The following is a 25,835-nucleotide window of genomic DNA, read 5'->3' as shown; positions in this document are numbered from 1 at the left end:
GGTCGAATGTAGGGGCCATGAGCACCGAGAATGCCTCCGGCCCCCTCCTCGTGATCAGCGCCCACGCCGGCGACTTCGTCTGGCGCGCGGCCGGCGCCATCGCCCTGGCCGCCGAGCGCGGCGACCGCGCCAAGGTCGTGTGCCTGAGCTACGGCGAGCGCGGCGAGTCCGCGCGCGCGTGGCGCGAGGGCAAGGGACTGGACGAGATCAAGAAGATCCGCCGGGGCGAGGCGGAGGCCGCCGCCGCCGAGCTCGGCGCGGAGATCGAGTTCCTCGACGCCGGCGACTACCCCCTGGTCGAGAGCCACGAGCTGGTCGACCGGCTGGTGCGCGTCTACCGCGAGGTCGAGCCGGCGGTCGTCCTGACCCACCCCCTCGCCGACCCCTACAACGGCGACCACCCCGCCGCCGCCCGGATGGCGCTCCAGGCGCGGGTGCTGGCGCAGGCGATCGGGTACGACGCGCCGGGCGAGCCGCTGGGCGCCCCGCCCGTCTTCTTCTTCGAGCCGCACCAGCCCGAGCAGTGCGACTTCAAGCCGAACGTGCTGCTGGACATCACGCCGGTGTTCGAGCGCAAGCGGCGCGCGATGGAGTGCCTGCCCGCGCAGCGGCACATGTGGGACTACTACACCGCGCTCGCGAAGCGGCGCGGCGTCCAGCTCAAGCGGAACGCGGGCCCGAACCTGGGGCTGCCCGTCGACACGATGGCCGAGGCGTACGTCCGGCTGTACCCGCAGACCACTCGGGAGCTGGCATGAGGACGGTCGTGGTCACCGACCCGCCGCGCGCCGACTTCGCGCAGGTGGACGTGCTCGCCGCGTTCGGCGTCGCGACGGTGCACGAGGCGCTCGGCCGCACCGGGTACCTCGGGCCCGGCCTGCGCCCCGTCCACCTCGGGGCGCGGATCGCCGGGACGGCCGTGACGGTGCTGTCGTGGCCCGGCGACAACCTGATGATCCACGTGGCCGTCGAGCAGTGCCGTCCCGGCGACGTCCTGGTCGTGACGACGACGTCGCCCTCCACGGACGGCATGTTCGGCGAGCTGTTCGCGACGGCCCTGCAGCACCGGGGCGTCCGGGGGCTGGTCATCGACGCGGGCGTGCGGGACGTCGCGGAACTGCACGCGATGGGGTTCCCGGTGTGGTCGGCGGCGGTCAGCGCGCAGGGCACGGTGAAGGCCACGCCCGGCGCCGTGAACGTCCCGGTCGCCGTCGGCGGGCAGGTCGTCCGCCCCGGGGACGCGATCATCGCGGACGACGACGGCGTCCTGTGCGTCCCGCGCGGGCGCGTCGCGGAGGCGGTCGCCGCGGCGCGCGCCCGGGAGGAGAAGGAGGAGGCGACGCGCGCCGCGTTCCGGCGCGGCGAGCTGGGCCTCGACCGGTACGGGCTGCGCGGCCGGCTCGCCGGGATGGGCATCGAGTACGTCACGCACGCCGAGTACGAGGCGGAGTTCGCGGCCGAGGGCGGGGCGGGCGCGTGACCGACCGCACCACCGGCGGCGGGGCCGCGGGCGACGGGGTGCGCTGCATGCTGATGCGGGGCGGCACCTCGAAGGGCGCGTACTTCCTCGCGGACGACCTGCCGTCCGATCCGGCCGAGCGCGACGACCTGCTGCTGCGCGCCATGGGGACCCCCGACCCCCGGCAGATCGACGGGATCGGCGGCGCCCACCCGCTGACCAGCAAGGTCGCCGTCGTCGCGCCCTCGGCGGCCCCGGACGCCGACGTCGACTACCTGTTCCTGCAGATCGGCGTGGACGAGGCGGCCGTCTCCGACCGGCAGAACTGCGGCAACCTGCTCGCCGGGGTCGGCCCGTTCGCCGTCGAGCGGGGTCTCGTCGCGGCGGGCGGAGCGGAGACGGCCGTCCGCGTCCGGATGCTGAACTCCGGGAGCGTCGCCACCGCGACGTTCCCCACCCCGGGCGGGCGTCCCGCGTACGCGGGCGGCACCGCGATCTCCGGGGTGCCCGGGACGGCCGCCCCGATCCTGCTCGACTTCGAGGGCACCGCGGGCTCGGCGACCGGCGGCGCGCTGCTGCCCACCGGACGCGTCCGCGACGTCGTCGACGGCGTCGAGGTGACGCTCGTCGACAACGGGATGCCGGTCGTGGTCGCCGCCGCCGCCGACTTCGGCGTCACCGGCGACGAGCCGCCCGCCGAACTGGAGGACCGGCTGCGCGACCGGATCCAGTCGCTCCGCCTGCGCGCCGGGGAGCTGATGGGACTCGGGGACGTCGCCGGCGCGTCCGTCCCGAAGACCACCCTCGTCGCCCCGCCCCGCGCCGGCGGGACGATCGGCACCCGCACGTTCATCCCGCTGCGCGCCCACACCTCCATCGGCGTGCTGGGCGCCGTCACCGTCGCGACCGCCGTGCTCATCGACGGCGCCGTCGGCCACGACCTGGCCGAGCTCCCCGCGCCGGGCGAGCCGATGAGCATCGAGCACCCCACCGGGCGCCTCGACGTCGACGTCCGGCTCGACGCGGCGCCGGGCGGCCGGGACGGCGGCGTCCCGATCGTCCGGCGGGCCGCGATCGTCCGGACCGCCCGCAAGCTCTTCGACGGCACCGTCTTCCCCCGACCTCCCGGAGACCCCCATGGCACCTGACCGCTCGCCCGCCCACGAGATCGCGCACGTCGGACACGTCGAGCTGCTGACGCCCGAGCCGGAGAAGAGCCTCCGGTTCTTCACCCGCGTCATGGGCCTCACCGAGAACGGCACCGAGGGCGACTCGGTCTACCTGCGCACCTGGGACGACTACGAGCACCACTCGCTGAAGCTCACCGCGCACGCCACGTCCGGGATCCGGCGGGTCGGGCTGCGGACGTCCTCACAGGAGGCGCTCGACCGGCGCGTGCGGGCGATCGAGGACGCCGGACTCGGCGTCGGCTGGCGCGACGGCGACCCCGGCCTCGGCCCCACCTACGTGTTCCGCGACCCCGACGGGCACGAGCTGGAGCTGTACTGGGAGTCGGAGTGGTACGAGGCGCCGCCCGAGCTGGCGCCGTCGCTGAAGAACCAGGCGCAGGCGTACCCGGCGCTCGGGGTGTGCGTCCGGCGGCTCGACCACGTCAACTTCCTGGCCGCCGAGGTCGAGCCCAGCACCGGCGTCCTGCGGGACGTCCTGGGCGCGCGGCCCACGGAGCAGATCAGGCTCGACGACGGGACGATCGCCGGGCGCTGGATGACGTTCACGAACAAGTCGTACGACCTCGTGTACACGCGGGACCGGACGGGCGGCAATGGGCGGCTGCACCACATCGCGTTCGCGACCGACACGCGCGAGGACATCCTCCGCGCCGCCGACATCTTCCTCGACAACGGCGTCTTCATCGAGACGGGCCCGCACAAGCACGCCATTCAGCAGACGTTCTTCCTGTACGTCTACGAGCCCGGCGGGAACCGGGTGGAGCTGTGCAACCCGGGCGCCCGGCTGGTCCTCGCCCCCGACTGGCGGACGATCACCTGGACGGAGGCCGAACGCGCCAAGGGCCAGGCGTGGGGCCTGCAGACCATCGAGTCGTTCCACACCCACGGAACGCCCCCGGTGGCCTGAGCCCGTCCGCTACTTCTCCGCGGCGAGCCGTTCCAGCAGGTCGCGGCTCGCCGCGGCCATCGCGGTTCTGGGCCTCGGCGAGGCCGGCGGGGCGTTCGCCCGCGACCTGGTCGCGGCGGGCGCGCCGGTCCGCGGCTACGACCCGGCCGTGCCCGCGCCGGACGGCGTGACCGGCGCGGCGAGCGAGGCGGAGGCCGTGGCGGGGCGGCGCTGGTGGATGGGGTCGCCGGACATGTGACCTCTCCCTCTTCGGGGCGTGCGGGCTCGTCTCCGGATAGGCTGGGTCATCAACAAAATTGGCGACAATCTGGAGGGTCAGTGCCGGAGTCCAGCCCGACCGCCCCGGTGGCCGCCCGCATCCGGGAGGCGATCCTCGCCGGCGAGTTCGTCCCGAACCAGCGGCTCATCGAGGCCGACCTGTCCGACCGGTTCGGGGCCGGACGCGCCGCCGTGCGCGCCGCGCTGCTCGAACTGGCCAACGAGGGCCTCATCGAGCGCGTCCAGAACCGCGGCGCCCGCGTCCGCGCGGTGACCCTCGCCGAGGCCATCGAGATCACCGAGGTCCGGATGGTGCTCGAAGGGCTGTGCGCCGCCAAGGCCGCCGGGCGCGCCACCGACGCCGACATCGCCGACCTGCGCGAGATCGGCGAGGGCATGCGGGCCGCCGTCGCGTCCGGCGACGTGTTCGGCTACTCGGGCCTGAACCAGCGGCTGCACGCGCGCGTCCGCGAGATCAGCGGCCAGGGCACCGCGTCGGACGTCCTCGAACGGCTCCGCGCGCAGAACGTCCGGCACCAGTTCCGGCTCGCGCTGCACCCCGGGCGCCCGCAGACGTCCCTGCCCGAGCACCTCGCGATCATCGAGGCCATCGCCGCCCGCGACCCCGCCGAGGCCGAACGCGCCGCGCGCGCCCACCTGGGGAGCGTCCTCGAAGCCCTCCCGAAGGTGCTGCCCGAAGAGAACCGCTGACCGCACCGGGCGTCCCGGGCGTCCGGTGCGGCCGGAAAACCCTTCGCCTTCCTCTCCTCCGCGCGGTTACGGTCACGGGGCCGCGATGCGGCGTATCCGCGTGTGCGGCAGGTCGTCGTTCCCGAGACCCGGAGGAGGGCAGATTTCGATGACCACAACGTTCCTGGGTGCGGCCGGTGTTCGCAACATCGGGATCATGGCCCACATCGACGCCGGGAAGACCACGACCGCCGAGCGCATCCTGTTCTACACCGGCGTCTCGCACCGCATCGGCGAGGTGCACCACGGCGCCGCCGCCCTCGACTTCCTGAAACAGGAACGCGAGCGCGGCATCACGATCGGCTCCGCCGCCACGACCTTCCACTGGTCCGTGGACGGCGCCGACCACACCGTCAACCTCATCGACACGCCCGGCCACGTCGACTTCATGATCGAGGTCGAGCGGTGCCTGCGCGTCCTCGACGGGGCCGTCACCGTGTTCGACGGCGTCGCCGGGGTCGAACCGCAGTCGGAGACCGTGTGGCGGCAGGCCGACCGGTACCGCGTGCCCCGCGTCTGCTTCGTCAACAAGCTCGACCGCGCGGGCGCCGACCTCGCCCGCTGCACCGGCATGATCGCCGAACGGCTCGGCGCCGTCCCGCTCGTCCTGCAGCTGCCGATCGGGGCCGAGGCCGGGTTCACCGGCGTCGTCGACCTGGTCGGGCTCCGCGCCCACGTGTGGACGGACGAGGCGTACGAGGTCACCCGGGTCCCGGACGACCTCGCCGACGAGGCGCACGCGTGGCGCGCCCGGCTCGTCGACACGATCGCCGAGCACGACGACCGGTTCCTGGAGCAGTACCTGGAGGGCGAACCGACGCACGAGCAGATGCACGCCGCGATACGCCGGCTGACGATCCGGAGGGACGACGTGACCGTGACGCCCGTCCTCTGCGGGAGCGCGTTCAAGAACAAGGGCGTGCAGCCGCTGCTGGACGCGATCGTCCGGTACCTGCCCTCTCCGCTGGACGCGGGCGGTGTCTCCGACGACGACCCGCTGTCCGCGCTCGTCTTCAAGATCACGAGCGACCGGCACCTCGGGCGGCTCGCGTACGTCCGCGTCTACACGGGGCGGCTCGAGTCCGGCGCCACGGTGCTGAACAGCGTCAAGGGCCGCCGGGAGCGGATCGGCAAGGTGTACCGGGTGCACGCGGCCGAGCGGCGCGAGATCGGCGCCGCCGGGGCGGGCGACATCGTCGCGGTCATGGGGCTCAAGCAGACCACGACCGGCGAGACGCTGTGCGCCGAGGCGCACCCGGTCGTCCTGGAGTCCATGGACTTCCCCGAACCGGTCATCGAGGTCGCGATCGAGCCCCGCTCGGCGGCCGACACCGACCGGCTCGGCACCGCCGTCCGGCGGCTCGCCGAGGAGGACCCGTCCTTCCGCGTGCGCGCCGACGCCGAGACCGGCCAGACCGTCATCGGCGGGATGGGGGAGCTCCACCTGGAGATCCTCGTCGACCGGATGAGGGAGGAGTTCGGCGTCGAGGCGGGCGTCGGCCGTCCCCGCGTCGCCTACCGCGAGACCATCCGGCGCCCGGTCGCGGACGTCGAGCACCTGCACCGCAAGCAGACCGGAGGGAGGGGCCAGTACGCGAAGGTGAAGATCTCCGTCGAACCGATCGCGGACGGCTACGAGTTCGTCAACCGCGTCACCGGCGGCCGCGTCCCGAAGGAGTTCGTCCCCTCGGTGGACGCGGGCTGCCAGGAGGCGATGGGCGCGGGCGTCCTCGCGGGCCACGAGCTGACGGGCGTGCGCGTCACGCTCGTCGACGGCGACTTCCACGTCACCGACTCGTCCGAATTGGCGTTCAAGACGGCCGCCGCGCACGCGTTCGCGGAGGCGGTCCGGCGGGCGGCGCCCGTCCTGCTCGAACCGGTGATGTCCGTCGAGGTCACCACCCCGGAGGAGCACATGGGCGCGGTCATCGGCGACCTCAACGCCCGCCGCGGCCGCGTCGAGGGCACCCGCGAGCGCGGCGGCGCCCGGGTCGTCCACGCCCTGGTGCCGCTCGCGGAGATGTTCGGGTACGTCGGTGACCTGCGCGGCATGACGTCCGGCCGCGCGGTCTTCACGATGGAGTTCGACTCGTACGCCGAGGTCCCGGCGCACATCGCGGCCGACCTCGTCTGACCCCGGTCGGCGCGGCGGCGGGGTGCGGGAATGACCCGCACCCCGTTGCCGTGTCAGCCGCAGTGGGTGGCGAGGGGGCTCCGTGGAAGGTGCAGCCGGAGGACGGGCCGGTCTGCTTGCACGGCACGAGGAACACGCTCGTCCGCAGCTTCATGCCGCGTGTGACGCCGAGGTGGTTGAGCGGCGCGCACGTCTCGCCGCCGTCGTCGTAGACGACCAGTTCGGCGATGGGCCTTCCCTGGTAGTGGGCGACCTTCCGGTCGATGAGCGCGCCGCGGCACTGCGGCGCGGCGGCGATCACCGTCGCGGCCCGCCGCTCGGCGGCCTGCGGCGCCGGCGAGGGGCTCCGCCGCTGCCGCGGCGCGGCGAGGGGTTCCGTCCCCGGGCTTCCGCTCGGTGACGCGGAGGTCTTCCCGGGGGCGCGGACGGTCGCCCGCCTTTCCGGGCGGCGTCGCGTGTCCGTCGATCATGGGGCGCGGGGCGCGAAGAGGCTCCCACACTCCGGCACCGCCGCGTATCGGTAGGAATCGCCTAGAACGCCGACGGGGGCGCGCATGTCGCCGCCCTGCGGGTCCCGTAGTGTGGCGGCGAAGTCGCATCACGGGAGGAGTCCGGATGGACGAGGAAATGCGGACGAACACGGCGGCCTGGGAGCAGACGGTGCGGTCGTCGCTCGAACTCGCCGCGACGCTCGACGCCGCCGACTGGGACCGTCCGACCGAATGTCCGGGGTGGACGGTCAAGGACCAGTTCTCCCACCTCGTCGGCATCGAACGGGCCCTGCTGGGCGACCCCGAGCCGCAGGTCGACGTGCCCGCGTTCGACCACCTCCGCAACGACTTCGGCAAGGCCCTAGAGGTCGCCGTGCACGCGCGCCGCGACGTCCCCGGTCCCGAGGTCGCCGCCGAACTCGCCGACACCCTCGACCGGCGCCTCGCTCGGCTTCCGGCGATCGACCCCGACCAGCTCACCGTCCTGCCGAACGGCAAGGAGGGCCGCTACAAGCGGTTCATGGCGTTCCGCGCGATGGACTGCTGGACGCACGAGCAGGACGTGCGGCGCGCGGTCGGCCGTCCGGGCAACCTCGACGCACCGGCCGCGCACTGCCTGTGGAGCATCCTCGGCGCCGGGCTCCCGCTCGTCGTCGCGCGCCGCGCGAAGGCCGAGCCCGGCACGTCCGTCCTGTTCACGATCACCGGCCCGCCGTCCTTCCGCGCGGCGATCGTCGTCGACCCCGAGGGCCGGGCCGTCCCGGCCGACCCCGAGCCCGCGGAGTTCACCGCCGAGCTCGCCATGGACCTCGAGACCTACGTGCGCCTCGCCGCCGGCCGCTGCACCGCGAACGCCGTCACGGTCGCGACGAAGGGCGACGAGGACCTCGCCGCGCGCGTCCTCGCCACCATGGCCCTGACCCCCTGACCCCCTGACCCCCTGACCCGCTACTGCGGGAAGGCGGACGTGAGGAGGGCGGGGGACTCCTCGCGGCCGTCCAGGACGCGGTTGGTGCGGGTGACGGCCCGCCAGCCGGCCGGGGTGCGGCGGAGCGTCCAGCGGTTCGCGGTGGCGCGGCGCAGGACGAAGCCGTCCGGGCCGTTGACGATCATGAGGGTGTAGCCGACGGCGACGGCCTCGTCGCCGTCGACGGTGACGTGCGGCGGGCCCACGAAGTGCGCGCAGCCGCCCGCGATCCAGCGCCGGTGGTTCGCCGACCGGACCATCGCGTCGATCTCGGCGGGGCCGGTCATGAGGAGCTCGTCGACGTCGTAGACGCCGTCGTCGTCCCAGAGCGCGGCGACCTCGGGGGCGCGGCCGCTGTCGACGAGCGGGCCGTAGGACAGGATCAGCCGGGTGATCTCGCGCTCGTCCTCGAGGGCGCGCAGCCGGGACTCGAGGGCGGCGAGGCGGTCGTCCGCGGTGGGGGTCTCGGTCATCGGACGTCTCCGAAGGTCAGGCCGCAGTCGAGTTCGCGCAGGGCGGCGAGCTGCTCGCGGTAGTGGTCGGGGGAGGCGGAGACGAGGCGGACGCCGGCGACGGTGGCGCCCGCGTCCCGCAGCCGGACCAGCGCCGCCGCGGCGGCGCCGGGGTCGGCCACCGGGTCGAGCGGACGGGACGGGCCGAGGACGACGTCGAAGCCCGCGGGGACGTCGGCGTCGGCGAGCATCTTCGCGAGGTCGTCGAGGGCGAGCCCGAAGGGGACCCAGCCGTCGGCGTTCAGGGCGCGGCGGAGGGACCGGGCGGTGCGGCCGCCGATCCAGATCGGGACGTGCTCCTGGACGGCGTGCGGTTCGACCACGAAGCCCGAGAAGTCGTAGTGGGTGCCGTGGTACTCGGGCGTGCGCCGGGACAGGGACGCCTGGAGTGCGGCCAGCGCGTCGTCCGCGCGCGCGCCGCGTCCGCTGAAGGGCGCGTCGAGCAGGTCGAATTCCTCCTGGAGGCTGCCGACGCCCAGGCCGAGGGTGAGGCGGCCCCCGCTGACCAGGTCGAGGGTGCCGTAGCGCTTCGCGATCGCCAGGGGGTGGTGGTAGCCGAGCACCAGGACCTGGGTGGCGAGGCGGATCCGGGCGGTGCGGGCGGCGAGGTAGCCGAACGTGGCCAGGGGGTCCCAGTAGACGCCGCCGCGCTGCTCGGCCGCCTCGGCCGGGACGGCGACGTGCTCGCTGCAGGTGACGTGGTGGTAGCCGAGGCGGTCGGCCGTCTCGACGATCCGGGCGATCTCGTCGATGCCCGCGTGCCGCTCCCAGGCGGCGTGCCCGGGCGGCGGCTGGGCCACCACGGGCGTGACGATGCCGACGCGCATCCAGGGACTCCCTTCGGTAGGAAAAGGTTCTAGTTTCGAGGCGGTCGCGGCCTCTGGCCTCCAGGTGGTGCTACACGATTGGCTGACCTGGTCTTACGCGACCCCTTCCGTTGTCACCCAGCGCTTGCTACATTCCAGTCAACAAGAATTCATTTCAGTCTTGTGCCCTGGGAGGTGCGATGGCCGAGCTCATGGCGCCCGGACGGCGGGAGACGCCGCCGTCGATGGTCGAGCGGATGACCCTGATCCTCGACGCGTTCAACGGACCGTCCGCCCGCCTGACCTTGGAGGACGTCGCGCGCCGCACCCGGCTGCCGCGCTCGACGGCCCACCGGATCCTCGACCAGCTCGTCCGGCAGCGCTGGCTGTCGCACCACTCGTACGGGTACGGGCTCGGCCAGCGCGCGCTCGGGCTGGGCGGCCGGGACGGCGGGCACGGCAAGATCCGCGAGGCGGCGGCGCCGCTGCTGCACGAACTGCAGGTCACCACCGGCCTGGTCGCGCACCTGGCCGTGCTGGACGGCGCCGAGGTCTTCTACCTGGACAAGCTCGGCGGCCGGCTCGCCACCTCCGTGCCGTCGCGGGTCGGCGGCCGGGCCCCGGCGCACTCCACCGCGCTCGGCAAGGCGATGCTGGCGTGGCTGGAGCCCGAGCAGGTCGACGCGCTGCTCGGCCCGGAGATCGCCCGGATGACCAGCCGCACGATCGGCGAGCTGGGCACGCTGCACCAGGAGCTGCACCGGATCCGGCAGCGGCGCGGGCTGGCGTTCGAGCGCGGCGAGTCGTTCCCCGGCATCGCCTGCGTGGCCGCCGCGATCCGCGGCGCCGAGGGCCCGGTCGCGGGCATCTCGCTGGTCGGCGACGTCCGCGCGCCGCTGGAGAACGTCGCGCCGCTCGTCGTCACCGCGGCCCGCGAGGCGTCCCAGGTGCTCTTCCCCGGCTCGGCCCCCGCCCGGCACGACGCCGCCGGGAAGGGGACGTCCCGCGCCCGCGGGCACGCGGGGGACCGGCCGTCCGACCGGGACTGCTGGTCCGCCGAGACGATGAACCGGCTGCTGGCCGTGGACGGCCGCGGCGACTGGATGTGACGCGGGCGGGGGTGGCGTCACATCCACCCCCACTGGCCCGCCCACCACGCGTCCGGCGCGTCGAGCGCGCCCGGGTCCTCCGGCTCGTCCACGCCGAACCGGCTCCGGAAGAAGATCATCGGACGGTCGAGCCGGTCCTCGGGCCGCTCCACCGCGAGCACGCGGCCGATCACCACGTCGTGGTCGCCGGCGCGGTGCACGGCGTGCACCTCCGCGTGGACCGCGAGCAGCACGTCCCGCAGCGCGGGCGTCCCCCATGGCGAGACGTCCCAGCCGAGGTCCTCGAACTTGCGGCCACGGCTGGACCCGAACCGCTGGCACAGGTCGCGCTGGTCCTCGCCGAGCACGTTGACGCAGAACCGCCCGGCGGCGCGGATCCGCGGCCACGACCGGCCGCGGTGGTCGGCGCAGAACAGGACCAGCGGGGGTTCCAGGGAGACCGACGTGAACGACTGGCAGGCGAAGCCGATCGGCTCGCCGCCGTCGATCGCGGTGACGACGGTGACGCCGGTGGCGAACTCGGACATCGCCCGGCGGAAGTCGGCGGGGTCCGGCCCGGCGGCGGGCGCGGCGGCGGGCTCGGTGTGCGGCGGCGTGGTGAGCGCTGGTTCGGCTGGCATCGATGCACCTCGGATCGTCGCTGGACTGATTCGGAACGTAAGCGCCGCGCGGCGTGCCGCGCGCGGACGATCCCGTTGAGCGGAACGGGGTCCGGGCGGGACGGGGGGACGGTACGGGGCCCGCAATGTCCCGCTGATCGGGATCCGGGGCGGTGCCGCCGAGGCGCGCGGGCATACGTTCCGGACAAGCCACCCTGAAGGACTGAGAGGCCATGCCGACGGAGCTGACGTACGACGCGACGCTGCGGGAACTCGCCACCGACCAGGGCGTCCTGCGCTACCACGAGGCCGGCGACGGCCCGCCCCTGCTGATGCTGCACGGCTCGGGCCCGGGCGTGACGGGCTGGCGCAACTTCCGCGACAACCTGCCGCTGTTCTCGCGGTACTTCCGCTGCCTCGTCCTCGAGTTCCCGGGCTTCGGGGTGAGCGACCCGACCGACCAGCACCCGATGATGGCGGCGGGCGGCTCGGTGATCCGCTTCCTGGACGGCCTGGGCCTCGACCGCGTCGACGTCATCGGCAACTCGATGGGCGGCATCGTCGGGACGAACGTCGCGCTCGCGAACCCGGACCGGGTGGGCAGCCTCGTCACGATCGGCGGCATCGGCCGCAGCATCTTCAGCCCGTCGCCCGGCGAGGGCATCAACCTGCTGATGGAGTTCACCGAGAACCCCACGCGCGAGGCGCTCGTCCAGTGGCTGCACTCGATGGTCTACGACCCGCGGCTGGTGACCGAGGAGCTCATCGAGGAGCGGTGGAAGCAGGCCACCGACCCCGACACGCTGGCCGCCGCGCGGCGCATGTACGGCAAGGCCGCGATGGCCGCGAACTTCAAGATGCAGGCGAAGTCGGACCAGCCCCCGTACTGGGCGATGCTGCACAGGCTGAAGACCCGCACCCTCATCACGTGGGGCCGCGACGACCGCGTCAGCCCCGTCGACATGGCCCTGGTGCCGATGCGGACGATCCCGGACGTGCAGGTCAACATCTTCCCGAACTGCGGGCACTGGGTGATGATCGAGCAGAAGGAGGCGTGGGAGAACGCGGTCCTCGCGTTCCTCACCCGCTCCGTGGACGGGCGCACCGCCGGTGAGCGGGGCCGGGCATGAGCGCGGCGGAGAACGGGTCCGGCGCCTGGGACCACGAGTACGACCTCGTCATCGTCGGCAGCGGCGGCGGCGGGATGGCCGCGGCGCTGACCGCGCACGAGGAGGGCCTGAGCGTCCTCATCGTGGAGAAGGGCAAGAAGTTCGGCGGCAGCACCGCCCTGTCCGGCGGCGGCATCTGGATCCCCAACAACCCGACGCTGCGCGCGCGCGGCCACGACGACAGCCGCGAGTCGATCCGCCGCTACCTCGACCTGCTCACCGAGGGCCGCGTCCCGGCCGCCCGCCTCGACGCCTACGTCGACCACGGCCCGGCCGCGATGGAGCTGATCTGCAAGAGCAAGTGGATGCAGTTCTTCTGGACGAAGGGCTACGCCGACTACCACCCCGAGCTGGAGGGCGGACGGCCGCTGGGCCGGTCCATCGAGGCCAAGCCGTTCGACACCCGCAAGCTCGGCGAGGACGAGAAGTACCAGCGGCCGAACAACATGAAGGGCCCGCTGGGCCTGTGGATCACCGCGAAGGACTACCACGACCTGGCGATGGCCAAGCGGACGTGGGCGGGCCGCCGGGCGTCGATGGTCGCGGCGTGGCGCGTGTCGTCCAACCTGATCCGCCGCCGCCACATGTCGACGGGCGGGCGCGCGCTCGTCGCCCGGATGCGGATGGCGCTCAAGGACGCCGGCATCCCGCTGTGGCTGAAGACGAAGATGACCGACCTGGTCACCGACGAGGACGGCACGGTCACCGGCGTCGTGGTGGAGCGCGACGGCGCGACGCTGCGGCTGCGCGGGCGGCGCGGCGTGCTGCTGGCGACCGGCGGGTTCGACCACAACCAGAAGATGCGCGACGCGTACCTGCCGGAGGGCGGCCGCGAGGACTTCGCGATGGGCGCGCGGGAGAACACCGGCGACGGCATCCGGCTCGGCGAGCGGCTCGGCGCCGCCCTGGACTTCATGGACGACGCCTGGTGGATGCCCGCCGTGCGGCATCCCGCCGGGGCCGTGATCCCGCTGGTGTCGGAGCGGGCCATCCCGCGGATGGTCATCGTGTCCGCCGAGGGGAAGCGGTTCACGAACGAGGCGTCCCCGTACGTGAACTTCGTCCACGACCAGCTGGAGGGCGGGCACGTCCCCTGCTGGTTCGTCATGGACGCGAAGACGCGCGCGCGCTACCCGTTCGCGCAGATCCTTCCGGGCGCGCCGATTCCCAAGGCGTTCTACGAGCAGGGCATCGTGTTCAAGGCCGACAGCCTTGACGAACTCGCGAAGCAGATAGGCGTCCCGGCGGACGCGCTGAACGAGACGGTCACGAAGTTCAACGAGTACGCGCGCGCGGGCAAGGACCCGGAGTTCGGCCGCGGCGACAGCGCCTACGACCGCTACTACGGCGACCCGAACCTGAAGAACCCGAACCTGGACGTCATCGAGTCCGCGCCCTACTACGCGTTCCGGCTGGAGGTCGGCGACCTCGGCACCAAGGGCGGGCTGGTGTGCGACGAGCACAGCCGCGTCCTGCGCGCGGACGGCTCGGTGATCGGCGGCCTGTACGCGACGGGCAACACGTCCGCGTCGGTGATGGGCAACGAGTACGCGGGACCGGGCGCCACCATCGGCCCGTCCATCGTGTTCGGCTACATCGCGGCCCGGCACGCCGCGGGCCGGGCCGAGACCGGGGCGGGGGCGGCGACCGCGGAGGCGGAGCGGGCATGACGGGACCGAAGGCATGACGGGACTGAAGGCGCGCGTCGTCGAGGTCGTCCGCGAGACGGCCGACGCGCACTCGCTCGTCCTGGAACCGGCCGAGGGCGACCGCGACCGGTTCCGGTACAAGCCCGGCCAGTTCCTGACCGTCCGGGTGCCCGCGCCGGACGGCTGGGCGGCGCGCTGCTACTCGCTGTGCAGCTCGCCGGTCACCGACGACCGGCTCAAGGTCACGGTGAAGCGGGTCGCGGGCGGGCTCGGCTCGAACTGGATCTGCGACAACGTCACCGCGGGCGACGTCCTGGAGGTGCTGCGGCCGTCCGGGACGTTCACGCCCGCCTCGCTGGACGCCGACCTGCTGCTCCTCGCGGGCGGCAGCGGCATCACCCCGGTCATGTCGATCCTCAAGTCGTGCCTGGCCGGGGGCACGGGGTCGGTCGTCCTCGTCTACGCGAACCGGGACGAGCGGTCCGTCATCTTCGCGGACGAACTGCGGGAGCTCGCGGCGGAGCACGGCGAGCGGCTCACGGTCGTCCACTGGCTGGAGTCGGTGCAGGGCCTCCCCACCGAGTCGGGACTACGCGCACTGGCGCGCGCGCACACCCATCGTGACGCGTTCGTGTGCGGGCCCGGCGCGTTCATGGACCTCGCGGCGGCGGCGCTCTCCGGCCTCGGCATGAAGGTCCACGTCGAGCGGTTCTTCTCGCTCGCCGCCGACCCGTTCGAGACCCCCGAGGCCACCGACCCGGCGCCGTCCGGCGGTGACACGGACGGGGACGCGGGCGAGCCCGGCGAGATCGAGGTCGAGCTCGACGGGGAGACCCGCACGCTGCCCTGGCCCCGCTCCGAACTGCTCCTCGACGTCCTGCTGCGGGCCGGGGTCGACGCCCCGTTCTCGTGCCGCGAGGGCTCGTGCGCCGCGTGCGCCTGCGTCGTCCTGGAGGGCGAGGCGGTCATGGACGCCAACACCGTCCTCGACGAGCAGGACCTCGCCGACGGGCTCATCCTCGCCTGCCAGGCGCGGCCGGCCGGCGACCGGCTGAAGATCACTTACGACGGCTGACCGCGGCGCCCCGGCACCGCGCACGACACCACGGGAGACAGGCGATGACGAACCGCGTCCTCGACACGATCATGGAACGGGCGGAGGAGATCCGCGAGCTGGGCCCGGTCAACGAGCGGCTCGGCAAGCTGGACGACAAGGCCGCCAAGGTGCTGCGCGACTCCGGCGTCATCAAGATGCTGCAGCCGGCGGCGCACGGCGGGCTGGAGTCGCACCCGCGGGAGTTCGCCGAGACGGTCATGAAGATCGCCTCCCTGGACGGCTCCACCGGCTGGGTCTCCGGGATCGTCGGCCTGCACCCGTGGGAGATGGCGATGGCCGACCCGCGCGTGCAGCAGGAGATCTGGGGCGACGACCCCGACACCTGGATCGCGTCCCCGTACGCGCCGATGGGCGTCGCCCGTCCGGTGGACGGCGGCTACATCTTCAACGGCCGCTGGCAGTTCTCCTCCGGCACCGACCACTGCGACTGGATCTTCCTCGGCGCGATGCTGGGCGACAAGGACGGCAAGGTCGCGCAGCCGCCGTCGTCCCTGCACATGATCCTGCCGCGCTCCGACTACGAGATCGTCGAGGACTCCTGGGACGTCGCCGGGCTCAAGGGCACCGGCAGCAAGGACATCATCGTCCGCGACGCGTTCGTCCCCGACTACCGGACGATCCCGTTCAACAAGATCATCGACGGTTCGGCGCCGCGCGAGGCCGGGCTGACCAACCCGACCTTCCTCGTGCCGTTCTCCTGCGCGTTCCCCCTCGGCATCACCTCCGCCGTGATCGGGATCGCCGAGGGCGCCCTGCACCACCACCTCGCCTACCAGCGCACCCGCGTCCAGATCACCGGCACCAAGATCAAGGACGACCCGTACGTGCTGTACGCGATCAGCGAGGCCGCCGAGGAGATCAAGGCGTCCCGCACCGCGCTGATCGAGAACGCCTCGCGCATGTACGACAAGGCCGCCGCGGGGCACGAGTTCTCGTTCGCCGAGCGCGCCGCCGGGCGCCGCACCCAGGTGCGCGCCGCGTGGCGCGCCGTGCAGGCGATGAACGAGATCGTCGTCCGGTCCGGCGGCAACGCGATGCGCGCCGACAACCCGATCCAGCGGTTCTGGCGGGACGCCCACGTCGGCCTCGCGCACGCGATCCACGTCCCCGGCGCCGTCTACCACGTGTCCGCGCTCTCCGACCTCGACATCGAGCCCCCGCAGGGCCCGATGCGCTCGATGATCTGACCGGATCCCGTGTCCACCCCGCCCGGCCGGACGGCCGGGCGGGGTCGGGCGCGCGCGCACTACGTCCTGAGGCCGAGATCCTGCACGAGCTTCGGCGTCCAGATCACTTTGCCCAGGAACCGGTCGGCGTCCGGTGAGGTCACCAGCCACACGACGGCCGCGGCGGGCGCGCTCTCGGGCGTCGGCTCGAACCCCTTGCCCGCGATGGTGTCGACGCCGCCGCGCGCCGCGCCCGCGTCCGTGACGACGAACCCGGGATCCAGGTTGAACGCCCGGACGCCCCGCCCCCGGTACTCGGCGTTGATCGCGCCCGCGAGCCGCCCGAACGCCGCCTTGGACGCCGCGTACGCCAGCCCCCAGCCGCCCTCCCCGGGCGGCGCCGGCGGATCGGACGTCGCCGACCCGGAGCACAGGTTCACGATCGTCCCGCCGTCCCGCTCCGCCATGCCCGGCAGCACCGCCTGCACCAGCGCGAGCTGGTGCAGGTAGTTGCCCGCCATCGTCCGCGCCGCCACCTCGAGGTCGAGGTCGAGCAGCCGCGCGTGGTTGCCGCCGACGTGCGCGACCGCGTTGTTGACCAGCACGTCCACCCGGCCCCACTCCCGCCGGACGGTCTCCGCGGCGGCCGTCACGCTCCGCGCGTCCAGCAGGTCCATCCGGACGGGCAGCGCCCGCGCCCCGAGCGCCTCGACCTCCGCGCGCGTCCGCGCCAGGCTCCCCGGGACGGCGATGTCCGCGCCGCTCCCGTGCCTGGGCGGGATCCGGCCCGCCCCCTCCTCGACCGTCCGCGCGGTGAACGCCACGTCGTGGCCCGCGGCGGCCAGCGCCAGCGCCGTCGCCCGGCCGATCCCGCGGCTGGCTCCGGTCACGAGCGCGACCGGCTTCGCGTCCGGCTTCGTGTCCGGCTTCGTGTTCGTCATCGAGACCTCCTCGACCCGATGAGAGCGGGCGGGGCGGTCCCGCCGCGACCGGTTCTCACTGAGCGGGAAGGGGCCGCGCGCCGGGGCGCGCGCTTTGACACGTTGGCCATGGACGGCCGTGGCGGGTCGGCGCGGGCCGCGACTTCGAAGGGATCGAGGACAGTGACGCACATCCGTGGACTCGGATATCTCAAGGTCCAGACGCAGCACATCGAGCGGTGGCGCGAACTGACGATCGACGCGCTCGGGTTCGCCGAGGGCTCCGGCCCCGACCCGGACGGCCTGTACCTGCGCATGGACGAGCGCAGGCACCGCCTCGCCGTCCTGCCCGGCGACAGCGACCGGGTCCTGGCCGTCGGCTGGGAGGTCCGCGACCAGTTCGCGCTGGCCGCCGTCCGGGAGGCCGTGGAGAAGGCCGGCCGGGAGGTCACCGACCTGCCCCCGGGCGAGGACGTCGAACGCGCCATCGCGTTCACCGACCCGGGCGGCACGCCGCTCGAGGTGTTCTACGGGCCGGTCCTGGACCACTCGCCGGTCGTCACCGGCAACGCGCAGAAGTTCGTGACCGGCCCGCAGGGCATGGGCCACGTCGTCCTGCCGACCCCGCGCCAGGACGAGGTCGTCGCGTTCTACACCGAGGTCCTCGGGTTCCTCCCGCGCGGCGCGTTCGGCAGCGGTGAGCCCGGCAAGCGCATGCGCGTCCGGTTCATGGGCGTCAACCAGCGCCACCACAGCCTCGCCGTGTGCCCCGCCCCGCACGACGGCGACCCGGGCCTCGTCCACCTGATGGTGGAGGTCGACAGCCTGGACGCCGTCGGCATCGCCCTCGACAAGGTCACGAAGAACGGCTTCTCGATCTCGTCCACGCTGGGCCGCCACACCAACGACAAGATGGTGTCGTTCTACGTGCGCGCCCCCGGCGGCTGGGACCTCGAGTACGGCTGCGAGGGCATGCTCGTCGACGAGACGCACTACACCGCCGAGGAGATCACCGCCGACAGCTACTGGGGCCACGACTGGTCCGGCTCCGAGCCGCTCGCCGCGTTCGTCCCGAAGGGGAAGTGAACGGGTGACCCGGCGATCCTCCGTCGAGCCCGTCGCCGCGTCCGTCGTCGGCGACGGGTTCGACCACGAGTGCGACGTCCTCGTCCTCGGCTTCGGCTGCGCGGGCGCCGCGGCCGCGTTCGAGGCCGCGGACGTGGGCGCGGACGTCATCGTCCTGGAGCGGGCGAGCGGCCCCGGCGGGTCGTCCGCGCAGTCCGGCGGCGAGCTGTACCTCGGCGGCGGCACCGAGATCCAGAAGGCGTGCGGCTTCGACGACACGCCGGACGACATGTACGCCTACCTCGAGGCGGCGCTCGGCCCGCACGCCGACACCGCCAAGCTCCGGCTGTACTGCGACGAGAGCGTCGAGCACTTCGAGTGGTTCCGGGAGCGCGGCGTCCCGTTCAACCCGACCCTCTACCCGTCGCCGGTCTGGATGCCGATGACCGACGACGGGCTGATGTGGCTCGGCGAGAACTCCTGGCCGTACAACACGCTCGCCAAGCCCGCGCCCCGCGGCCACCGGCCGGCCGCCCCCGGCTTCGCCGGCGGGCTCCTCATGGAGAGGCTCGCCGCCGCCGCCACCGCGGCCGGCGCCGCGACGCACACCGACACCCAGGCCGCCGCGCTCGTCATGGACGGCGGCAGGGTCGCGGGCGTCGTGGCCCGCAAGTATGGGCGGGAGGTCGCCTACCGCGCCCGCAAGGCCGTGGTGATCACCACCGGCGGGTTCGTCGACAACGAGGAGATGCTCGCCGACCACGCGCCCGTCCTGCTCGGGCACGGCAAGGTCAGCGACGGCCTCGACGACGGCTCCGGCATCCGGATGGCCACGGCCGCGGGCGCCGCCGTCCGCCGCATGGGCGTCGTCGAGATCGCCCTCACCGCGCTGCCCGCCATGGTGAACCGCGGGATGCTCGTGGACGGCCTCGGCCGCCGCTTCATCAACGAGGACGTCTACCCCGGCCACTTCAGCGTCCACGCCGTCCGGCACCAGCCCGGCCCCTACTGGACGATCATCGACGAGGAGGGGTTCGAGAGCGTCCCCGAGGCCGACCGGTGGGGCCTGCGGCCCGCCCACGTCGCCGAGACCCTCGCCGAACTGGAGCGGGAGCTCGGCATGCCCGCCGGGTCCCTGGCGGCCACGGTCGAGACGTACAACCGGCACGCCGAGCGGGGCGAGGACCCCTACTTCCACAAGGACCCGAAGTGGCTGCGGCCGCTCCGGCCCCCGTTCGCCGCGATCGACCCCCGCGCGGGCTTCTTCGACGGCGGCGGCGGCAAGGGCACCGGAGCCGCCGGATTCACCCTCGGCGGCCTGCACACCACCGTCGACGGCGCGGTCCTGAACAACTCCGGCGACCCCGTACCCGGGCTCTACGCCGCCGGACGCGCGTCCTCCGGCATGCACGGCGAGGGCTACATCAGCGGGACGTCCCTGGGCGACGGCACCTTCTTCGGCCGCCGCGCCGGACGCGCCGCCGCACGAGAGGAGAACGAGTGAGATACGCCGTCCTGGCGCCCGTCGCCGCCGGCGTCACCGCGGACCCCGCGTGGATCGGTCCCTACGCCGAGCACGCGGACGCCTGCGGGTTCGAGTCCATCGTCGCCGTCGAGCACGCCGTCGTCGCCAGCCGCTACGACAGCGTCTACCCGTACGACGCGTCCGGGAAGATGGAACTCGCCGACGACCTCGACATCCCCGACCCGCTGGACCTCCTCGCGTATCTGGCGGGCCGCACGTCCCGGATCGGGCTCGCCACGGGCGTCCTCGTCCTGCCGAACCACCACCCGGTCGTCCTCGCCAAGCGCCTCGCCACCATCGACGCGCTCTCGAACGGACGGCTCCGCGTCACCGTCGGCATGGGCTGGATGCGCGAGGAGATCGAGGCGTGCGGCGCCGACTTCGACACCCGCGGGCGCCGCGCCGACGAGCAGATCGCCGTCCTGCGCGCGCTCTGGGCCGACACCGCCCCCGAAGGCGCGACCCACGAGGGCGAGTTCTTCAGCTTCCGCAACGCGATGAGCTACCCGAAGCCCGCGCAGGGCGACGTCCCGATCCACATCGGCGGGCACAGCAAGGCGGCCGCCCGCCGCGCCGGCCGCCTGGGGCAGGGCCTCCAGCCCTTGGGCGTCGCAGGGGACGAACTGCAGGCGCTGGTCAAGCTCATGCGCGAGGAAGCCGAACAGGCGGACCGCGACCCCGACGTCCTGCAGCTGACCCTCGGCCACAGCCTGGCCAAGGTAACGCCGGAAAAGGCGGCGAGGCTCGCGGACCAGGGCGCCGACCGCCTCGTCCTCCGCGCGAACCCCACGCGCGACCTCAACGAAGCCAAGGACGAACTCTCCGCCTGCGCCGAACGCCTCGGCCTCGCATGACGCACCTCACGGCGGGCGACCGGATCGACCTGCGCGACCTGGTCGCCCGCTACGCGCTGCACGCCGACCGCCGCGACCTCGACGCCCTCGCGGACCTCTTCACGCCCGACGCGGCGCTCGTCCTGCCCGACCCGCCCGCCGACCTCGGGCCCGTCCGCGCGCACACCGGACGCGACGCGATCGTCCGGGCCCTCGCGACGCTGCGGGCGGTCCAGGTGACGTCCCACGAACTCGCGGGCGAGGTGTTCGACGCGGGCGACGAACCCGACACGGCGTCCGGGCACGTCACGTGCGTCGCCCACCACATCACCGAACACGACGGCCGACTCACCGACCTCGCCTGGCACCTGCACTACACCGACGCCTACGCGCGCCGGGACGGCACGTGGCGCATCGTCCGCCGGGCCCTGCGGATCGACTGGATCGAGACCCGTCCCGTCCGAAAGGCACGCCCATGACCCGAGTCAGCGTGGTGACCGGCGGCGCCCTCGGCATCGGCGGCGCCGTCTCCCGCCGCCTCGCCGCCGCCGGCGACCTCGTCGTCATCAACGACATCGACGCCGACGCCGCCGCCCGCACCCGCGCCGACATCGAGGCCGCCGGCGGCCGCTGCGTCACCGTCGTCGGCGACATCGTCGACGACGCCACCGTCGCCGAGGTCGCCCGCACGGCCGGCCGCGCGGACGTCCTCGTCAACAACGTCGGCGACTTCCGCCCCGCCGCCCCGTCCTTCCAGGAGAGCACCCCCGAGCAGTGGCAGCGGCTCTACGAGCTGAACCTCCTGCACGTCTTCAAGCTCACCCACGCCCTGCTCCCCGCGATGATCGAGCACGGCTCCGGCGCCATCGTGAACAACTCCACCGTCGAGGCGTTCCGCGGCATCCCCCAGCACCCCGTGTACTCGGCGTTCAACGCGGGCGTCTCCGCCTTCACCCGCAGCCTCGCCGTCGCCGTCGGCCGCCACGGCGTCCGCGTCAACGCCATCGCCCCCGACCTCGCCGACACCGAGCAGACCCCGGCGTCCTGGATGCTCCGCGGCTACGACCCCGGTCTGATGCACACCTGGGTGCCCATGGCCCGCTTCGGCCGTCCCGACGACTACGCCGCCGTCGTCGCCTTCCTCGCCTCCGACGAGGCCCGCTACGTCACCGGCCACACGATCCCCGTCGACGGCGGCACCCTGGCCGCCTCGGGCTGGTTCGTCCGCGCCGACGACCGGGGCTGGACCAACCGCCCCCACCGCGCCTGACCGCCCCCCGGAGCCGCGACGCCGGGCGTGACGTCACGATGCAGTCGCCGATGATGTCACGCCCGCGTCGCCCGGGCCGCCACCCGACCACCCGCACCCGAGACGGCCGACCCCGAACACTCGCGAGTCCACCGTGACGCACGTGACGTCACATCGCCACACCCGCTCTGAGCAGGCATTCTGCCGAAAAAGCAGGCATCCCCAGCCGGACGGCGAACAGCCGGAGACCTGGTGCCGCCAACCTGACATCACTCCGCCACATCCATCGACTTGACATGACGTCACTCGTGACGCCATGATGACGTCATGGATATCGCGATGTACGTCGACAGTCTTCGACGCGAACTCGCGGTCGCGGCCGAGGCCGGAGGCGAGGACGCCCGCGCCCTCGCGGAGCGGCTCACCTCGCCACTGGAGGCCGCGGTCCGCCTCGTCCTGCTGGAGGCCCTGTCGGACGCGGCCGACGAGATCACCCGGGACCTCGCGCCCGGCTCGGTCGAGGTCCGGCTGCGCGGCCGCGATCCCGACTTCGTCGTGACGCCGCCGCCTCCCGAGCCCGCGCCCGCGGAGGCTCCGCCGCCCGGCGGGCTCCGGCAGGCGCTGGCCGGCGCCCTCGAGGTCTCGATGGGCGTCCGGGCGCCGGTGGCCGAGCCGGAGGAGACCGGCGGCACGTCGCGGATCACGCTCCGACTGCCGGAGCACCTCAAACCGCGGATCGAGGAGGCGGCCGGCCGGATGGGCCTGTCGGTCAACGCCTGGCTCGTCCGGGCGGTCACCGCCGCCCTCGACCCCGGCGGCCCCCCGCAGGACAGAGGCGAGGGACGGCCGATCGGGCGGAACTACACCGGATGGGTGCGCTGAAGATGCAGACCAGACCCAAGGGGCACCGGGAAGGGGTCCACGTGCACACCTTCGACACCCCGGACGCGATCGTCGCCGCCGTCGAGACCGCGGGCGGCATGGTCCGGTTCCGCGCCGGGGACCGCACCGACACCGTGGTGGACGTGCGTCCCAGCGACGCCACGCGGGAGTTCGACGTCCAGGCGGCCGAGGAGACCCGCGTCGAGTTCGAGGCGGGACGGCTCTCGGTCAGGACGCCCCGCTACGCGGTCCGCTCGCTCGTCGGCACCCCGCCGTCGGTGGAGGTGACCATCGACCTGCCGACCGGCTCGCAGGTCGAGGGCAAGAGCGGCGGGCACTTCCGCGGCGAGGGCCGGCTCGGCGACACCGACCTCGACACCGCGGCCGGGTTCGTCCGGCTGCAGGAGACGGGACGCCTGAAGGTGCGCGCCGCCGCCGGGGAGATCTCCGTCCGGGGGGCGACCGGCCACATCGAGGTGGTGTCGGCCTCGGCGAAGATCTGGCTCGGCGAGATCGACGGCACCGCGTCGGTGAAGACGTCCAACGGCGACATCACCATCGGCCGGCTGGCGGGCGAGGCACGGCTCGTCACCGCGAACGGCGACGTCCTGATCGGCCGCTCCCGCGCCGAGATCCACGCGAAGACCGCGCACGGCAGCGTCCGGATCAGCGAGGCCGTCAGCGGCGGCGCCACACTGGAGACCGGCTTCGGCGAGGTGGAGGTCGGCGTCCCGGAGGGCACCGCGGCCTGGCTGGAGGTGAGCTCCGAGTACGGCAACGTGCGGAGCGAACTCGAAGCCGCCGACGACCCGGGCAACGCCGTCGAGATGGTCGAGATCCGCGCCCGCACCCGCTTCGCCGACATCCTGGTCCGCCGCGCCTGACCGCCGCCCCCGACCCGCACCCGCCCGGCCAACTCGGCCCAGGCGCAAAGAACTCTGCTTACCCGCCCGCCAGTCCCGGCGCCGCGAGGCACTGACGACCGCCGCCAGGTGATCCCGCCCCCACCGCCGTCCCCCAGCTCACCGACGCCTCCAGCACCACCGGAGCGCCCGGCGTCATTGACGCGGGCGGTCCGTCACCACGGCGCCGTCGGCGGCGTCGGCGTCACGGGTGCCGGCGGTGGCGTGGCCGAGACCACAGAGACCACCCAACTCACCGACATCACTTAACGGCGGGGGTCGGGAACGGCGGTACGCGCCGTCCCGGCCGCCTGCGGACCTCCTGCACCCCCTATTGAACACGGAGAGTAATCATGACGGAACCGGCCATCACGGTCACCGGCCTGCGCAAGGCGTACGGCGACAAGGTCGTGCTCGACGGCATCGACCTGCGGGTCGACCGGGGAACGATCTTCTCGCTGCTCGGCCCGAACGGGGCCGGGAAGACGACCATGGTCAAGATCCTGTCCACGCTGATCCCCGCGGACGGCGGCGAGCTGCGGATCGCCGGGCACGACCCGGCCCGGGACGCCGACGCCGTGCGCGCCGCGATCGGCGTCACCGGCCAGTACTCGGCGGTGGACAACCTGCTGACCGGCCGGGAGAACCTCGCCCTGATGGGCGACCTGCACCATCTCGGCCGGGCGGCGTCCCGGCGCCGCGCCGACGAGCTGCTGGAGCGGTTCGACCTGGTCGAGGCGGGCCGCAAGCCGGCGAGCACCTACTCCGGCGGCATGCGGCGCAGGCTCGACCTGGCGATGACGCTGGTGGGGAACCCGGCCGTGATCTTCCTCGACGAGCCCACCACCGGCCTGGACCCCCGCAGCCGCCGCACCATGTGGCGGACCATCCGGGACCTCGCGGCGGCCGGCGTCACGATCTTCCTCACCACCCAGTATTTGGAGGAGGCCGACCAGCTCGCCGACCGGATCGCGCTCCTCGACGACGGGCGGCTGATCGCGGAGGGCACCGCCGACGAGCTCAAGCGCCTCATCCCCGGCGGCCACATCCTGCTCCGGTTCGCCGACCCGGCCGCCGTGTCCACCGCCGTCCACGCCCTGGCCGACGCGGCCCTCGGCGAGGACGGCCTGTCCCTGCGGGTCCCGAGCGACGGCGGCGTCCGCTCGATGCGGGATCTGTTCGCCCGCCTCGACGATCTGTCGATCGACGTGGCGGAGATGTCCGTGCACACCCCCGACCTCGACGACGTCTTCCTCACCCTCACCGGCCGGCGCGACAAGGAGCCCCAGCGATGAACACCGTGGCCCACTCCCTGACCGACTCGACGACGATGCTGCGCCGCCAGTTCCGGCGGATGCTGCGCTACCCGTCGATGACGCTGATGCTCGTCGGCATGCCGGTGGTCTTTCTGCTGCTGTTCGTGTACGTCTTCGGCGGCACCCTCGGCAACGGCATCGGCGGCGGCTCCGGCGGCCGCGGCGCCTACGTCGACTACGTGGCGCCCGGCATCATCCTGATGGCGATGGCCGCCGCCGCGCAGGGCACCGCCATCTCGGTCGCGATGGACATGACCGAGGGCATCGTCGACCGCTTCCGCACCATGGCGATCTGGCGACCCTCGGTGCTCACCGGGCACGTCATCGCGAGCGTCGTCCAGGCCCTGCTGGGCATCGTGGTCGTCATCGGCGTCGCCCTCGCGATCGGCTTCCGGCCGGACGCGTCCGTGATCGAGTGGCTCGCCGCGGCGGGCCTGGTCACCGGGTTCGCGCTCGCCCTCACCTGGCTGTCCGTGGGGCTGGGGCTCGCCGCCAAGACCGTGGAGAGCGCCAGCAACTCCCCGATGATCCTGATGCTCCTGCCGTTCTTCGGCAGCGGATTCGTCCCCACCGACACGATGCCCACCGCGCTGCGCTGGTTCGCCGAGTACCAGCCCTTCACGCCCCTCACCGAGACCCTGCGGGGGCTGCTCATGGGCGACCGGATCGGCGACAGCGGCGTCCAGGCCGTCGCCTGGTGCGTCGGCATCACGGTCTCCGGCTACGTCTGGTCGAAGTACCGCTTCAACCGCGCCACCACCCGCTGACCGCCCCACGTCCCGGCGCCCCGCACCCTCCGGGTGCGCTGGCAGGACAAGGACGACGCCATCGACTGGCAGGCGTACTTCCACGAGCGGAAC

The 25,835-nt window shown here is 73.4% G+C and carries 25 protein-coding genes; 21 read left to right on the top strand and 4 right to left on the bottom strand.

Features of this window, described 5'->3' with window-relative positions; genetic code table 11:
• The first annotated feature begins 17 nt into the window (after window positions 1–17).
• The 7 genes from AB0L25_RS28830 to AB0L25_RS28800 all read left to right on the top strand — a co-directional run bounded on the left by AB0L25_RS28830 (window position 18) and on the right by AB0L25_RS28800 (window position 8,117).
• On the top strand, window positions 18–758 hold the full coding sequence (locus AB0L25_RS28830) for a PIG-L deacetylase family protein (protein ID WP_500175860.1): 741 nt from the start codon (window positions 18–20) through the stop codon (window positions 756–758).
• Window positions 755–1,480 (top strand): 4-carboxy-4-hydroxy-2-oxoadipate aldolase/oxaloacetate decarboxylase, encoded by a 726-nt coding sequence (locus AB0L25_RS28825; RefSeq protein ID WP_500175859.1) that lies wholly within the window; start codon window positions 755–757, stop codon window positions 1,478–1,480. The genes AB0L25_RS28830 and AB0L25_RS28825 overlap by 4 nt, the downstream gene beginning before the upstream one ends.
• On the top strand, window positions 1,477–2,607 hold the full coding sequence (locus AB0L25_RS28820) for a 4-oxalomesaconate tautomerase (protein ID WP_500175858.1): 1,131 nt from the start codon (window positions 1,477–1,479) through the stop codon (window positions 2,605–2,607). The genes AB0L25_RS28825 and AB0L25_RS28820 overlap by 4 nt, the downstream gene beginning before the upstream one ends.
• Window positions 2,597–3,556: a catechol 2,3-dioxygenase gene (locus AB0L25_RS28815; protein ID WP_500175857.1), complete on the top strand. Its 960-nt coding sequence runs from the start codon at window positions 2,597–2,599 to the stop codon at window positions 3,554–3,556. The genes AB0L25_RS28820 and AB0L25_RS28815 overlap by 11 nt, the downstream gene beginning before the upstream one ends.
• Window positions 3,557–3,874: 318 nt before the next feature.
• The gene (locus tag AB0L25_RS28810; protein WP_500175856.1) at window positions 3,875–4,525 is read left to right on the top strand and encodes a GntR family transcriptional regulator; all 651 of its coding nucleotides are present in this window, start codon (window positions 3,875–3,877) and stop codon (window positions 4,523–4,525) included.
• Window positions 4,526–4,673: 148 nt separating this feature from the next.
• The gene (gene fusA / locus AB0L25_RS28805) at window positions 4,674–6,698 is read left to right on the top strand and encodes an elongation factor G (RefSeq protein WP_500175855.1); all 2,025 of its coding nucleotides are present in this window, start codon (window positions 4,674–4,676) and stop codon (window positions 6,696–6,698) included.
• Window positions 6,699–7,313: 615 nt separating this feature from the next.
• The gene (locus tag AB0L25_RS28800) at window positions 7,314–8,117 is read left to right on the top strand and encodes a maleylpyruvate isomerase family mycothiol-dependent enzyme (protein WP_500175854.1); all 804 of its coding nucleotides are present in this window, start codon (window positions 7,314–7,316) and stop codon (window positions 8,115–8,117) included.
• 20 nt (window positions 8,118–8,137) lie between these two features.
• Here the strand turns inward: AB0L25_RS28800 and AB0L25_RS28795 are convergent, their stop codons facing one another.
• Both AB0L25_RS28795 and AB0L25_RS28790 read right to left on the bottom strand, forming a co-directional pair.
• Window positions 8,138–8,629, bottom strand: coding sequence for a nuclear transport factor 2 family protein (locus AB0L25_RS28795; RefSeq protein ID WP_500175853.1), 492 nt, complete (start codon window positions 8,627–8,629; stop codon window positions 8,138–8,140).
• A complete protein-coding gene (locus AB0L25_RS28790) occupies window positions 8,626–9,495 on the bottom strand; it encodes a TIGR03619 family F420-dependent LLM class oxidoreductase (RefSeq protein WP_500175852.1) in 870 nt (289 codons plus the stop codon). Before AB0L25_RS28790 ends, AB0L25_RS28795 begins: the two co-directional genes overlap by 4 nt.
• Before the next feature lie 179 nt (window positions 9,496–9,674).
• Between AB0L25_RS28790 and AB0L25_RS28785 the strand changes: the two genes are divergently transcribed.
• Entirely contained in the window at window positions 9,675–10,583 is a 909-nt protein-coding gene (locus tag AB0L25_RS28785) for an IclR family transcriptional regulator (RefSeq protein WP_500175851.1), read from the top strand.
• A 17-nt stretch (window positions 10,584–10,600) separates the two neighbouring features.
• Here AB0L25_RS28785 and AB0L25_RS28780 read toward each other — a convergent pair whose 3' ends face one another.
• Window positions 10,601–11,203: a flavin reductase family protein gene (locus tag AB0L25_RS28780; protein ID WP_500175850.1), complete on the bottom strand. Its 603-nt coding sequence runs from the start codon at window positions 11,201–11,203 to the stop codon at window positions 10,601–10,603.
• Window positions 11,204–11,415: 212 nt separating this feature from the next.
• Between AB0L25_RS28780 and AB0L25_RS28775 the strand changes: the two genes are divergently transcribed.
• Genes AB0L25_RS28775 through AB0L25_RS28760 form a run of 4 tightly spaced genes read left to right on the top strand, consistent with a single transcriptional unit; the run spans window position 11,416 to window position 16,304 of the window.
• Entirely contained in the window at window positions 11,416–12,312 is an 897-nt protein-coding gene (locus tag AB0L25_RS28775; RefSeq protein ID WP_500175849.1) for an alpha/beta fold hydrolase, read from the top strand.
• Window positions 12,309–14,021, top strand: coding sequence for an FAD-binding protein (locus tag AB0L25_RS28770; protein WP_500175848.1), 1,713 nt, complete (start codon window positions 12,309–12,311; stop codon window positions 14,019–14,021). Before AB0L25_RS28775 ends, AB0L25_RS28770 begins: the two co-directional genes overlap by 4 nt.
• 13 nt (window positions 14,022–14,034) lie before the next feature.
• Entirely contained in the window at window positions 14,035–15,075 is a 1,041-nt protein-coding gene (locus tag AB0L25_RS28765; RefSeq protein WP_500175847.1) for a 2Fe-2S iron-sulfur cluster-binding protein, read from the top strand.
• A 44-nt stretch (window positions 15,076–15,119) separates the two neighbouring features.
• On the top strand, window positions 15,120–16,304 hold the full coding sequence (locus AB0L25_RS28760; protein WP_500175846.1) for an acyl-CoA dehydrogenase family protein: 1,185 nt from the start codon (window positions 15,120–15,122) through the stop codon (window positions 16,302–16,304).
• A gap of 59 nt (window positions 16,305–16,363) precedes the next feature.
• On the opposite strand, the gene AB0L25_RS28755 is transcribed toward AB0L25_RS28760, so the two are convergent.
• Entirely contained in the window at window positions 16,364–17,224 is an 861-nt protein-coding gene (locus AB0L25_RS28755) for an SDR family oxidoreductase (protein WP_500175845.1), read from the bottom strand.
• 162 nt (window positions 17,225–17,386) lie between these two features.
• Between AB0L25_RS28755 and AB0L25_RS28750 the strand changes: the two genes are divergently transcribed.
• The 9 genes from AB0L25_RS28750 to AB0L25_RS28710 all read left to right on the top strand — a co-directional run bounded on the left by AB0L25_RS28750 (window position 17,387) and on the right by AB0L25_RS28710 (window position 25,742).
• The gene (locus AB0L25_RS28750; protein WP_500175844.1) at window positions 17,387–18,289 is read left to right on the top strand and encodes a VOC family protein; all 903 of its coding nucleotides are present in this window, start codon (window positions 17,387–17,389) and stop codon (window positions 18,287–18,289) included.
• Window positions 18,290–18,293: 4 nt separating this feature from the next.
• Window positions 18,294–19,772: an FAD-dependent oxidoreductase gene (locus tag AB0L25_RS28745; protein ID WP_500175843.1), complete on the top strand. Its 1,479-nt coding sequence runs from the start codon at window positions 18,294–18,296 to the stop codon at window positions 19,770–19,772.
• Window positions 19,769–20,647: an LLM class F420-dependent oxidoreductase gene (locus AB0L25_RS28740; protein WP_500175842.1), complete on the top strand. Its 879-nt coding sequence runs from the start codon at window positions 19,769–19,771 to the stop codon at window positions 20,645–20,647. The genes AB0L25_RS28745 and AB0L25_RS28740 overlap by 4 nt, the downstream gene beginning before the upstream one ends.
• Window positions 20,644–21,105 (top strand): nuclear transport factor 2 family protein, encoded by a 462-nt coding sequence (locus AB0L25_RS28735; RefSeq protein WP_500175841.1) that lies wholly within the window; start codon window positions 20,644–20,646, stop codon window positions 21,103–21,105. Before AB0L25_RS28740 ends, AB0L25_RS28735 begins: the two co-directional genes overlap by 4 nt.
• Window positions 21,102–21,896 (top strand): SDR family NAD(P)-dependent oxidoreductase, encoded by a 795-nt coding sequence (locus AB0L25_RS28730; protein ID WP_500175840.1) that lies wholly within the window; start codon window positions 21,102–21,104, stop codon window positions 21,894–21,896. The genes AB0L25_RS28735 and AB0L25_RS28730 overlap by 4 nt, the downstream gene beginning before the upstream one ends.
• A 306-nt stretch (window positions 21,897–22,202) precedes the next feature.
• Complete coding sequence (locus AB0L25_RS28725; RefSeq protein WP_500175839.1) at window positions 22,203–22,757, top strand: hypothetical protein; 555 nt, start codon at window positions 22,203–22,205, stop codon at window positions 22,755–22,757.
• A gap of 41 nt (window positions 22,758–22,798) precedes the next feature.
• Entirely contained in the window at window positions 22,799–23,641 is an 843-nt protein-coding gene (locus AB0L25_RS28720; protein WP_500175838.1) for a DUF4097 family beta strand repeat-containing protein, read from the top strand.
• Window positions 23,642–24,012: 371 nt separating this feature from the next.
• Window positions 24,013–24,954 carry an ATP-binding cassette domain-containing protein gene (locus tag AB0L25_RS28715; RefSeq protein WP_500175836.1) on the top strand — a complete coding sequence of 314 codons (942 nt, stop codon included), beginning with the start codon at window positions 24,013–24,015 and terminating at the stop codon, window positions 24,952–24,954.
• On the top strand, window positions 24,951–25,742 hold the full coding sequence (locus AB0L25_RS28710; RefSeq protein ID WP_500175835.1) for an ABC transporter permease: 792 nt from the start codon (window positions 24,951–24,953) through the stop codon (window positions 25,740–25,742). The genes AB0L25_RS28715 and AB0L25_RS28710 overlap by 4 nt, the downstream gene beginning before the upstream one ends.
• The last annotated feature ends 93 nt before the right edge of the window (window positions 25,743–25,835 follow it).

Origin of the sequence: Spirillospora sp. NPDC052242 (assembly GCF_040679555.1) — a bacterium.
GTDB lineage: Bacteria > Actinomycetota > Actinomycetes > Streptosporangiales > Streptosporangiaceae > Spirillospora.
The sequence above is the reverse complement of the archived record's forward strand: the minus strand, read 5'-3'. Positions and strand labels throughout refer to the sequence as shown.

Bases quoted from the DNA above. Each gene is read 5' to 3' on its own strand.
- AB0L25_RS28785 (WP_500175851.1), top strand. From the start codon at position 9,675: ATGGCCGAGCTCATGGCGCCCGGACGGCGGGAGACGCCGCCGTCGATG.
- AB0L25_RS28765 (WP_500175847.1), top strand. From the start codon at position 14,035: ATGACGGGACTGAAGGCGCGCGTCGTCGAGGTCGTCCGCGAGACGGCC.
- AB0L25_RS28825 (WP_500175859.1), top strand. From the start codon at position 755: ATGAGGACGGTCGTGGTCACCGACCCGCCGCGCGCCGACTTCGCGCAG.
- AB0L25_RS28730 (WP_500175840.1), top strand. From the start codon at position 21,102: ATGACCCGAGTCAGCGTGGTGACCGGCGGCGCCCTCGGCATCGGCGGC.
- AB0L25_RS28830 (WP_500175860.1), top strand. From the start codon at position 18: ATGAGCACCGAGAATGCCTCCGGCCCCCTCCTCGTGATCAGCGCCCAC.
- AB0L25_RS28760 (WP_500175846.1), top strand. From the start codon at position 15,120: ATGACGAACCGCGTCCTCGACACGATCATGGAACGGGCGGAGGAGATC.
- AB0L25_RS28780 (WP_500175850.1), bottom strand. From the start codon at position 11,203: ATGCCAGCCGAACCAGCGCTCACCACGCCGCCGCACACCGAGCCCGCC.
- AB0L25_RS28795 (WP_500175853.1), bottom strand. From the start codon at position 8,629: ATGACCGAGACCCCCACCGCGGACGACCGCCTCGCCGCCCTCGAGTCC.
- AB0L25_RS28725 (WP_500175839.1), top strand. From the start codon at position 22,203: ATGGATATCGCGATGTACGTCGACAGTCTTCGACGCGAACTCGCGGTC.
- fusA (WP_500175855.1), top strand. From the start codon at position 4,674: ATGACCACAACGTTCCTGGGTGCGGCCGGTGTTCGCAACATCGGGATC.
- AB0L25_RS28755 (WP_500175845.1), bottom strand. From the start codon at position 17,224: ATGACGAACACGAAGCCGGACACGAAGCCGGACGCGAAGCCGGTCGCG.
- AB0L25_RS28710 (WP_500175835.1), top strand. From the start codon at position 24,951: ATGAACACCGTGGCCCACTCCCTGACCGACTCGACGACGATGCTGCGC.
- AB0L25_RS28770 (WP_500175848.1), top strand. From the start codon at position 12,309: ATGAGCGCGGCGGAGAACGGGTCCGGCGCCTGGGACCACGAGTACGAC.
- AB0L25_RS28735 (WP_500175841.1), top strand. From the start codon at position 20,644: ATGACGCACCTCACGGCGGGCGACCGGATCGACCTGCGCGACCTGGTC.
- AB0L25_RS28790 (WP_500175852.1), bottom strand. From the start codon at position 9,495: ATGCGCGTCGGCATCGTCACGCCCGTGGTGGCCCAGCCGCCGCCCGGG.
- AB0L25_RS28815 (WP_500175857.1), top strand. From the start codon at position 2,597: ATGGCACCTGACCGCTCGCCCGCCCACGAGATCGCGCACGTCGGACAC.
- AB0L25_RS28800 (WP_500175854.1), top strand. From the start codon at position 7,314: ATGGACGAGGAAATGCGGACGAACACGGCGGCCTGGGAGCAGACGGTG.
- AB0L25_RS28775 (WP_500175849.1), top strand. From the start codon at position 11,416: ATGCCGACGGAGCTGACGTACGACGCGACGCTGCGGGAACTCGCCACC.
- AB0L25_RS28715 (WP_500175836.1), top strand. From the start codon at position 24,013: ATGACGGAACCGGCCATCACGGTCACCGGCCTGCGCAAGGCGTACGGC.